General features: G+C 68.3%; 2 protein-coding genes. Both read left to right on the forward strand.

The features are described from left to right. Positions 1-182 precede the first annotated feature (182 nt). Entirely contained in the window at positions 183-3617 is a 3435-nt protein-coding gene (locus tag OXN85_03830; protein ID MCY3599092.1) for a leucine-rich repeat protein, read from the forward strand. 286 nt (positions 3618-3903) lie between these two features. Further along, positions 3904-11239: cadherin domain-containing protein (locus OXN85_03835; GenBank protein MCY3599093.1), on the forward strand; the 7336-nt coding region annotated here is incomplete at its 3' end.

The following is an 11239-nucleotide window of genomic DNA, read 5'->3' on the forward strand; positions in this document are numbered from 1 at the left end:
GCACGCGGCCGTTTGCCCGATGAGCTGGGAGTTGGGCATCTTTGAGCACTAGGGATCGTGATCGAGCCCGACTTGGAAGGACTATGCGAACGAGAAGCCGCGCAACGGACACGAGCGGAGATCCATCGAACCCTCTCCCCGTTCCGTCTGCATTGAACCGTGCCCGGGAGCTACCGCTGGCTTTGCCGGTTGTCGCCTCTACGCTGTTCCTTGCCGCCCTCGAAGCGTGCGATCCGGGTGGGGTGGCCGAGCCGGAGCCGTCGCTCGAAATCGTGCCGGACTCGGTGACCCTGACGCACATGGGGCAGCGACTCGGGTTCACGGTCCGGGGCGGAGGCGGGACGGGACCAGGCCAAGTGCGGTGGAGCAGCCAGGACACGACGGTGTTCGTGGTGGACGCGAACGGGACGGTGACGGCACGCGGCAACGGAGATTCCTATCTGACGGCCCAGCATGCGGGGAAGACGGCCCGGGCGGTGGTCCATGTGCGCCAGGCCGCCGCCTCGCTGGAAGTCTTCGGGGAGGCGCAGCGGGCAGCCGCGGGGCTACCGCCGGTCGAGCCAGTCGGAGTGCGAGTGTTGGACGCCGGTGACGCGCCGGTGTCCGGGGCGCCGGTGAGGTTCGAGGCAGGCATCGGCAACGGAAGGGTCGAGCCGAGCGAAGTGCTCAGCGACAGCTTTGGGGTTGCTGCGGTCGAGTGGACCCTCGGACCTGAGTCCGGACGGCAGACCCTGGCGGTCTCAGCGGACGGCGCGACCGATGTCGAAATCGGGGCGGTCGCTCTGGAGCCAGACGAGACCGTGGTCGCGGTTCAGGCATGGTCGGGGGGGGACCAGTGGGCATTGGCGGGCCATGCCTTGCCGGAGCCGTTGGTGGTGCGGGTGCTTGACGAGTGGGGGCGGGGAGTCCCTAGCGCGACCGTGCGGTTCGAACCGGAAGCGGGAACCGGTCGTGCGGAGCCGGAAGTGACGGCGACCGACAGCTTGGGGCTGGCGCAGTCAGTCTGGACGCTGGCTTCGGATCTGGGGAAACAACGGGTGGTGGCGAGGGCGGCGAGGGCGGCGAGCGCCGCGGCGGTGACACTTGAAGCGACGGCGGTGTCGGGCGAGGGGGCGTGCAACCGCACTCCGGCGGTGAGCGAGGCCATCGTGCAATCGCTTGAGTATCGCTTCGATCTCGCAGGCTGCGCGGCGGTGTCCGAGGAGCATCTCAGTCTCGTGGACCACCTTTACCTGGCCGAGCAAGGCATCCTGAGACTGCGTCCCGGAGACTTCGCGGGGCTGCCAAACCTGAGGTTCTTGCCGCTTCGCGGAAACCGACTTACGGAGCTTCCCGCCGGGGTCTTTGATGGGCTTCGAAGCATGGAGCAACTGGACCTGAGCGATAATCAACTGACGGTTCTACCCGAGGATGTCTTCGCCGACATGAGGCTAGTCGAGTCGCTCGACCTGGGCCACAACCAACTGAGCGAGCTTCCGCAGGGCGTTTTCTTGGGGCTTACGAAACTCCAAAGGCTGGTCTTGTCCGGCAACCGCCTCACGACTCTTCCGCCCGATGTCTTCGCAGGCTTGCGGCGCTTGGAAGACCTGTTCCTCACGGCCAACCAGTTGAACGAACTGCCGCCCGCCGTGTTCCAAGGCCTACCGGCGCTGAATCTGCTGTGGCTGGGCGTGAATCGCCTGACGACGCTCTCGCCGGATCTCTTCGCGGGTCTCGGCAGCCTGCGGTCCTTGGCGCTCGTCGACAACGGGCTGACAGAACTGCCGCCGGGGGTGTTCCAGCACTTGTCGAGCCTTGGTCAGCTAGGGCTTAGCGGAAACGCCTTGGAGTCGCTTCCGCCGGATGTCTTCAAGGGCTTGGCGCAATTGGAAGTGCTTAGTCTTGACTGGAACTGGGTGACGGCCCTGTCGCCGGGGATCTTCGACGCGACTCCACGACTCCGGTGGCTGTACTTCGCTGGCAACGGGATGAGGCAAGTCCCGAAGGGACTGTTCGACGGGTTGCCGGAGCTCACGAGGCTGGATCTAAGATCGAACGGCATTCGGGAGTTGCCGCCGTACGCCTTCGCGGGATCGCCCGGGCTGAAGGAACTGAGGTTGGAAGGCAACGGCCTTGATTCGCTGCCGCGCGGCCTGTTCGCGGGCCTGTCCGAACTGGAGTACGTGCGCCTGCACCGCAACCCGGGCGCGCCTTTTCCGGTGCATGCTGAATTGGGACGAGCCGACACCCTCGACCTAGTCGCGCCGGGACCTGCGCGGGTGGTGCTGCGGGTGCCGGGTGGCGCGCCCTACCCGTTCCGCATCCCGGTGTCGGTGCAGCGGGGAAAAGGGTCCGCCGGATTCCTCGCAGTGCAAGCAGGCGACACGGTGAGCGATGCGATGGTGGTGAGGGGTGGTGGTGCGGACGATGTCGCGGCACACGTTAGCCTTGGGACCCCGCCGGGCGTAGCAGAGGGATTCGAGGCTCTCCAAGTGGTATCGGGCGAGTCGATGGCGCTGTTCGCGGTGGCGCGCAACAAGACACCGGTCACCCGATCCGCGATCCAGGCACACCGGCTGCAAGCTAACGGGCCATCGGCGGAGATTGCGCTGGCGGAATACTTCCGTGACCCGGATGGCGACTCGCTGGTGTACGAGGTGAACTTCGGAGACCCGAACGTTGCCCGTGGCCGGATCGACGGCGCGACCTTGTGGCTTGAGCCGGGATCGGAGGATACCACCGAGGTGGCGGTGACCGCGACGGATCCGGAAGGGTTGAAGGCCGTGCAGAAGTTCCAAACGTGGGTGGTCCCGGCGCCCGATCCCGACGCTTTCAACATCGAAGTGGTCTTCGGTCCCGGCTTCACGGAGGAAGCGAAGCGAGAGATTCGGCGGGCGGCGGACAGGTGGATGGAGGTCGTGGTAGGCGACTTGCCGGACGTGCCCGTCGATGGTCCGCTGCCCGGGTTCTGCGCCAACGGAATCCCCGGGCCGCGCTTGGTCGGGGTCGTGGACGACCTCGTAATCGGCATGTACATGCGATTCGGCGTTAGGAACTCGGTTGGATCCGCCAGCCGATGCGCCGTACGGGAAGGATCGGAACTCCCCATCTTCGGGGTAAACTGGTTCTCGGACGTGTATCTGTCGGGCCAATACTCCTACACGTTCTACGAGACGGCGCTGCACGAGATCGGCCACGCGCTGGGCATGGGCTACTGGAAGGATCTGCACCGGGCGGGAGACTCGGATCCACACTTTGCGGGCCAGCGCGCGGTCGCGGCGTTCGACGCGGCAGGCGGCCAGGACTATCCCGGGGGCAAGGTGCCGCTCGAAGACGAGGGTCGCTCCCGGCTGGGGCACTGGCGGAAGCGCGTGATTCCAGGCGATGTCATGGTGTCCGGCATCGGCAAGACCTTGGTAACGGCGATCACGGTGCAGGCGCTGGCGGATCTCGGCCACGAAGTGGACGTGAGCAAGGCGGACCCGTACACGCTGCGCGGGCAGGCGCAAGGTGACGTTGGAGGGGATGCGGCGGATGCGGACGAGGACGGCGGAGGTGTCGTGACCGACGACATTATCGAAGGCCCCGTGGTGGTCGTGGACAAGCGCGGCAAGGTGGTGCGGATCATCCCACCCTGAGCGCGGCAGTCGTCTCCCACCAGCCATCCGCTAGCCGAAGAAACCGGTGCAGCGTGGTCTCATAGGGTTTAGCCACGCCCTCGCAGGTGCGGCCCCTTGCGTTCAGGCGCGTTTCTGGTAGCCTACATGGCTTCCAACTCCGGCCATATCGGGCCACGACTCCCCCCGCCCCCCCCCTTTTTGAGGACACCCCTGCGCAATGACCCCGCTTCGACTTGCCGGTCCCATCCTTCCTCGGTTCACTTCCTGCCCCACGCGGTCCGTCGCACGGACCCTCGCGCCCCTGATGACGTGGTTGATCCTGACGGCCGCCGCCGCCCCCGACCGGGTGTCTGCGGAGGCCGCCGCTCCATTGATCTCCGACACGCTCAAGGTGACGCTCGCCGCGCCGGACGGCGGCACAGTAGAAGAGGGCAAGACCGGTCACTTCGAGGTGTCGGTGACGGGCAGCACGACCGAGGGGGCGGTCACGGTGCGGTACTCGATCTCGGGCACGGCAGTGGCTGGCGAGGATTACACGGCGCTATCCGGCGAGGCGACGGTGGCGCAAGGCGATAGCCGCGCACGGATCGCGCTGGCGGCCATCGACGACGGCATCCTCGACATAGGCGAGACGGTGGTTCTCACCCTCACCACCGCGACGGGTCCCGCCACGGTTGTTGCGGACCAGACACCGGCCAAGGTCACGATCTTGGACGACGGGAGTCTGTCGGTGTCTCTGACGCCGATGCCGGACACCATCGGCGAAGGGTCTGCATGGAGTTCGACGGTGAGGCTGTCGACGCCGGTGGCGGACCAAGTGTCCGTGCGGTGGTGGACGACCGATGGAACGGCCTTGGCGGGGCGGGACTACACGGCCGCTGACGAGGTCGTGTCGTTCCAGCCGGGCGAGACGTCGAAGCCGATCAGCGTGCAGACGCTACAGGACGCCGTCGCAGAGCCTGTGGAGGTGTTCTATGTGTCCCTGGATCCGGCGTCGCTCGCGGCGGGGGCCGCGACCGCGAGCGCCGCCAGCGTCAATGCGGACGCGCGGGCCGCGTTCATCCAGTGCACCGTGGCGTTTCCGGATGACGTGCAGACCATGTTCACGTTGAACGAGAATGTGCCCAGCGGCACGGTGGTCGATACCGTGGCCGCCGAGACGCACAGCATCGCGTTCTACTCGATCACCGGGGGACAGAACAAGTTCGCGATCAACAGCGTGACCGGGGAGATTCGCACGACCGGCACCCTGAATCGGAGCAGCTATCACATCACGGTGAGCGTGAGCGACGACTGCGGGGGAAGCGACAGCGTCCATGTGACCATCAAGGTCAACCGGACACCCGACGCCGACGCGGGCGACGATCAGACAGTTGTCGAGAAGGACGAGGTAATCCTCGATGGCACCGGCTCGACCGACCCAGACGACGACGACCTGGAGTACAGTTGGACGGGACCCCTGACGCTCGCCAATCCAAACACGGCAACCCCGCGCTTCACCGCGCCGGATGTCGACAAGACGACACGCTACAAGTTCACCCTGACGGTGACCGATCCCGGTGGCCTCAGCGACTCGGACGACGTGACGATCACGGTCGAGGAGAACGGCGACCCGGACGTAGAGGCCGAGGCATCTCCGAATCCTGCCAAGGAAGGGACGACGGTGTCCTTGGTGGGTGACGCAACCGATCCCCAGGGCGACAGGATGAACTACAGGTGGGAACAAACCGCGGGTGCCCCACAGGTGTCCATCACCAATTCCACGTCGCTTGGTGCGAGTTTCAGGGCGCCTGATGTGGATCAAGACACGGATCTGACCTTCGAGTTGACGGCCAAGGACTGGCGCGAGGGCAGCGGCAGCGCCTCTGTGACAGTGACGGTGTTGAACGATCAGGCACCTGTGTTCGATCCGGCAAGCTATTCTGCCGAACTGCGAACCACTGCGTCCGTGGGCGACCCTGTCACCACCGTGTACGCGAAGGACCCGGAGGGCAAGAAGGTCACGTATTCGCTATCGGGATCGGACAAGTTCCGGATCGACGCGAACAGCGGCGAGATCACGGTGGCCGGGACCCTGAGCGCGACGACGTACAACCTGACCGCGACAGCCAAAGACCCGGCGCTCAACGAAGGGACCGCGCCGGTGAAGGTTGTCGTCAAAACACCCCCCGACGAGGCGCCGGTGTTCAAGCCTTCGAGCTATTCCGCCGAACTGCTGACCACCGCAGCCGTGGACGACCCTGTCACCACCGTGTACGCGGAGGATCCGGAGGGCAAGAAGGTCACGTATTCGCTGTCGGGATCGGACAAGTTCCGGATCGACGCGAACAGCGGCGAGATCACGGTGGCCGGAACCCTGAGCGCGACGATGTACAACCTGACCGCGACGGCCAAAGACCCGGCGCTCAACGAAGGGACCGCGCCGGTGAAGGTTGTCGTCAAGACACCCCCCGACGAGGCGCCGGTGTTCAAGCCTTCGAGCTATTCCGCCAAATTGCTGACCACCGCATCGGTGGACGACCATGTGGTCACGGTGAGCGCGAAAGACCCGGAGGGCAAGAAGGTCACGTATTCCTTGTCGGGATCGAACAAGTTCCAGATCGACGCGAACGGCGGCGAGATCACGGTGGCCGGAAGCCTGGATGCGACGACGTACAACCTGACCGCAACGGCTAGGGATCCGGCGCGCAACGAGGGTACGGCATCGGTGAAGATCACGGTCGAGCCCGGCGGCACCACCTGCACGGCGCCGATTGCGAACGCGGGCAACAACCGCACCGCGCGCGAACTGCGGCGGGTGACGCTCGACGGGTCGGGCAGCACGGGCGAGTCGAGCTACGCCTGGAAGCAGGTGGGCGGCCGGACGGTGACGCTGTCGGATGCGGACACGGCGACGCCGTGGTTCGACACGCCTTTGGTGTCCGCGGACGAAGTGCTGACGTTCCGGCTGACGGTGACGACCGATTGCGATACCACCACGGACACCGACGACGTGCGGGTGACGATCCGGGACAACCGCGCGCCGGAGCCGAAGGGCACGATTCCGGCGCAGCCGGTGCGGAAGGGGGAGTCGGGGACCGTGTCGGTGTCGGGTTACTTCCAGGATCGGGACGGCGACGCCCTGACCTATACGGCCACGTCCTCCGCCACGGGCGTGGCGAGCGTCAGCGTCACCGGGAGCACGGTGAAGTACACGGGGAAGACGGTGGGGAGCGCGCAGGTGACCGTGATGGCGAGGGACCGGTACGGCGCGACGGCCAAGCAGGAGTTCAGGGTCACGGTCACGACCCCGCCTCCGACGAACCGCGCTCCGGTGATCGAGAGCGTTATCCCGGCGCGCGCGGTGGTGGCCGGGGACTCGGTGGCGGTGAGGGTGTCGCCGCACTTCAGCGATCCCGACAGCGACGCGCTGACGTACACGGCATCCTCGTCCGCCCGGACCGTGGCGACGGTGAGGGTGAGCAATGACACGGTGTGGGTCCGGGGTGTGTCGAAGGGGAGCGCCGACGTGACGGTTGCCGCCGCGGATCCGCGCGGCCTGTCGGTCTCGCAGGACTTCAAGGTGACCGTGAGTCAAGGGAACGCCGCGCCGGAGGTGGTGAGCGCGATTCCGGCGATGACGCTCGCGGCGGGCGACTCGATGGTGGTGGACGTGTCTTCGCACTTCCGGGACCCGGACGCCGACGCGCTCATCTACGAAGCGCAGTCGTCGAACGAGTCGGCGGCGACGGTGAAGGCGGACGGGAGCGAGGTGACGGTGAGGGGCGTGTCTCCCGGCGAGTCGCGGGTAACGGTGACGGCCCGCGACACGCACGGCGCTTCGGCGTCGCAGGGCTTCGATGTGACGGTCGAGGAGGCGAACGAGGCCCCGGAGGTGGTGAAGCCGATTCGGGCGATGACGCTCGCGCCGAAGGAGCATTCGCTGGTGGACTTGGCGGAGCACTTCTACGACCCGGACGGTGACGACCTCGGGTACGGCGCGGTCTCCTTGAACGAGTCCGTGGCGACCGTTCGGGTGCGGGAGGACCGGCTGACGGTGACGGGCGTGCTCCGTGGTGCCTCGCCGGTAACGGTCACGGCGGAGGACGGGCGCGGCGGGTCGGTGTCGCTGGAGTTCGTGGCGACGGTTCCCAACCGCGCGCCGGAGCGGCTGGGCACGATTCCGGACCGGACGATCGAGCGGGGCGACACGGCGAGCGTGGCGGTTCCGGGATACTTCGGGGACCTGGAGGGCGACACGCTGACGTACACGGCGGTCTCCTCGGACGGAGACGTGGTGGCGGTGGGCATGGCCGGGAACCGTGCGAGGTTCGAGGGCATCCGGAAGGGCGTTGCGAAGGTGACCGTGACAGCGGACGACGGGCACGGCGGGCGCACGGACCAGGAGTTCGTGGTGACGGTCGAGGGCGCGAACGAGCCGCCGAGGGTGGCGGGCGCGATCCCGGCGCTGACGGTCGCTCGGGGCGAGACGGTGGTGGTGGACGCATCGCCGCACTTCCGGGATCCGGACGGGGACACGCTGCGGTACGAGGCGTCGTCGTCGAACGAGGCGGCGGCGACGGTGAAGGTGAGCGGGAGCGAGGTGTTGGTGACGGGCGTGTCTCGGGGCGAGAGCCTGGTGACGGTGACGGCGCGGGACCCGGAGGGCGCGTCGGTCTCGCAGGCGTTCCTCGCGACGGTGCCGAACACTCCGCCGGTGGCGGTGGGCTCGCTCGATCCGTTGACGCTGGACCACGGCACGTCGGCGCTGGTCGAGGTGTCGAGCGCGTTCAGCGATCCCGACGGGGACAGCCTCGCCTACCGGGCGTCCTCGTCGGACGGGAATGTGGTCCATGTGGCGGCGAGAGGGAGCCAGGTGGCGGTGAACGGCCTGAAGCGGGGCGAAGCGACCGTGACCGTGACGGCGGACGACGGCCACGGCGGCACGGTCGAGCAGGCGTTCGAGGTGACGGTCCGGAACGCGGCGCCGAGGTTCGGCCTGCCCGCCTACGAGCGCGAGGTGGCGGAGAACTCGGCGGCGGGCACGGCGGTCGGCGATCCGGTGACGGCTTTCGACACGGGCGGCGACGCGCTGACGTACAGCTTCGCTGGGCAGGGCGGCGGCCCGTTCGGGATCGTGGCGTCGAGCGGCCAGATCACGGTGGCCGCGGGCGCGGCGCCGGACTACGAGCGCGGCGACACGTTGCACGCGGTGCGGGTGGTGGCAAGCGACGGGACGCTTGCGGACACGGTGGGGGTCACGATCCGGGTGACGGACGTACCCGCGCCGGGCAAGCCGGCCGCGCCGACCGTGACGGGCGGAACCGGAGAGGTGGAGGTGTCGTGGAGCGCGCCCGCGAACGAGGGGCCGGAGATCACGAACTACGATCTCCGGTACCGGGCGAAGGCGGACGGCGATTGGACGGAACCGACGGCGGTGGGCGCGGTGCTGGCGGACAAGATCACGGGACTCGATGCGGGCACCACGTACGAGGCGCAGGTGCGCGCGAAGAGTTCGGAGGGCGCGAGCGAGTGGTCGGAGCCGGGCGAGGGGACGACGGATCCGGACAACCGGTCGCCGTCGTTCGACGCGGAGACCTACGAGCGCGAAGTGCCGGAGAACTCGGCTCCCGGCACGGAGGTCGGAGCGCCGGTGACGGCCACCGACGACGACCAGGACGACTTGACGTACAGCCTCGTCACCGGCGGGGACGAAGCGCCGTTCGTGATCGACGGGGCGACCGGCCAGGTCAAGGTCGCCGAGGGCGCGGCGCTGGACTACGAGAGCGGCAAGACGGCCTACGAGGTGAGCGTCCGGGCGAGCGACGGGACGCTTGCGGCCACGGCGGCGGTGACGATCCGGGTGACGGACGTGCCCGCCCCGGGCAAGCCGGACGCGCCGACCGTGACGGGCGGAACCGAAGAGGTGGAGGTGTCGTGGACCGCGCCCGTGAACGAGGGGCTAGAGATCACGGACTACGATCTGCGCTACCGGGCGAAGCCGGGCGGCGAATGGAAGGACGCGCCCGTGGTGGGCGCGATGTTGACCCACACGATCACCGGACTGGAGGCGGGCACCACGTACGAGGCGCAGGTCCGAGCGATCAGTTCGGAGGGCGCGGGCGAGTGGTCGGAGCCGGGCGCGGGGACGACGGATCCGGACAACCGGGCTCCGTCGTTCGATGCGGAGGCCTACGAGCGCGAGGTGCCGGAGAACTCGGCTCCCGGCACCGTGGTGGGCGAGCCCGTGACGGCCACCGACGACGACCAGGACGACTTGACGTACCGCTTCGCCGCCGGAGGCGAGGCACCGTTCGAGATCGACGGGACGACGGGCCGGATCACGGTGGCGGAAGGCGCGGCGCTGAACTACGAGAGCGCGGACACGCTGTTCACGGTGCGTGTCGAGGCGAGCGACGGCGAGCTTGCGGACACGGCCTCGGTGACGATCCGCGTGACGAACGCGGACGATCCGGGCACGGTCACGCTTGACCCGGAGGTGGCGCGCGTGGGCGTCGAGATGACCGCGACCCTGACGGACGAGGACGGCGTGCGCGGCGGGGGAACGAGCCGAAAGTGGCAGCGCTCGGCCAACGGCAGCGCCTGGAACGATGTCGGCAGGGGCCGGATGTACAACCCGGTGACGAGCGACGCGGGCAGGTGGCTGCGCGTGGTGTTCACCTACTCCGACCGCCATGGGCCGGGCAAGTGGGCCGTGAGCGCGGCGTTGAAGGTGCAGCCCGGAAACGCGGCGCCGTCGTTCGCCGAGGACGCCTACGAGCGCGAGGTGCCGGAGAACTCGCCGGGCGGCACGGCGGTGGGCGAGCCCGTGACGGCCACCGACGGCGACAACGACGACCTGACGTATGCGTTCGTCCCCGGCGGAGCCGAGGTCCCGTTCGAGATCGACGGGGAGACTGGCCGGATCGCGGTGGCCGAGGACGTGGCGCTGAACTACGAGAGCGGCGACACGCTCCACGCGGTGCGCGTCGAGGCGAGAGATGGGACACTGGCGGACACCGCCACGGTGACGATCCGCGTGACGAACGCGGACGACCCCGGCACGGTCACGCTTGACCCGGAGGTGGCGCGGGTGGGCGTCGAGATGACCGCGACGCTGACGGACGAGGACGGCGTGCGCAACGCGGGCAGGCAGCGCCGATGGCAGCGCTCGGCCAACGGCAACTCGTGGAACGAGGTCGGCAGGGGCCGGATGTACAACCCGGTGACGGCCGACGAGGGCAAGTGGCTGCGGCTGGTGATCACCTATTCGGACGGCCACGGATCGGGCAAGCGGGCGGTGAGCGCGGCGGTGAAGGTGCTGCCCGCGAACGCGAGGCCCTCGTTCGGCGCGGCGTACGAGCGCGAGGTGCCGGAGAACTCGCCGGGCGGCACGAACGTCGGCGCGCCGGTCGCGGCGACCGACCCGGACAGTCCTTCCCTGTCCTACAGCTTCGCCGAAGGCGGCGACGAGGCGCTGTTCGGGATCGTGGAGGCGACCGGCCAGATCACGGTGGCCGACGGCGCGGCGCTCGACTACGAGAGCGGCGACACGCTGCTCGCGGTGCGCGTCGAGGCGAGCGACGGCGAGCTTGCCGACACGGCTTCGGTCAAGATCCGGGTGACGAACGCGGACGATCCGGGCAAGATCGCGCTGAGCG

The sequence above is a fragment of the Candidatus Palauibacter australiensis genome, from assembly GCA_026705295.1.
GTDB lineage: Bacteria > Gemmatimonadota > Gemmatimonadetes > Palauibacterales > Palauibacteraceae > Palauibacter > Palauibacter australiensis.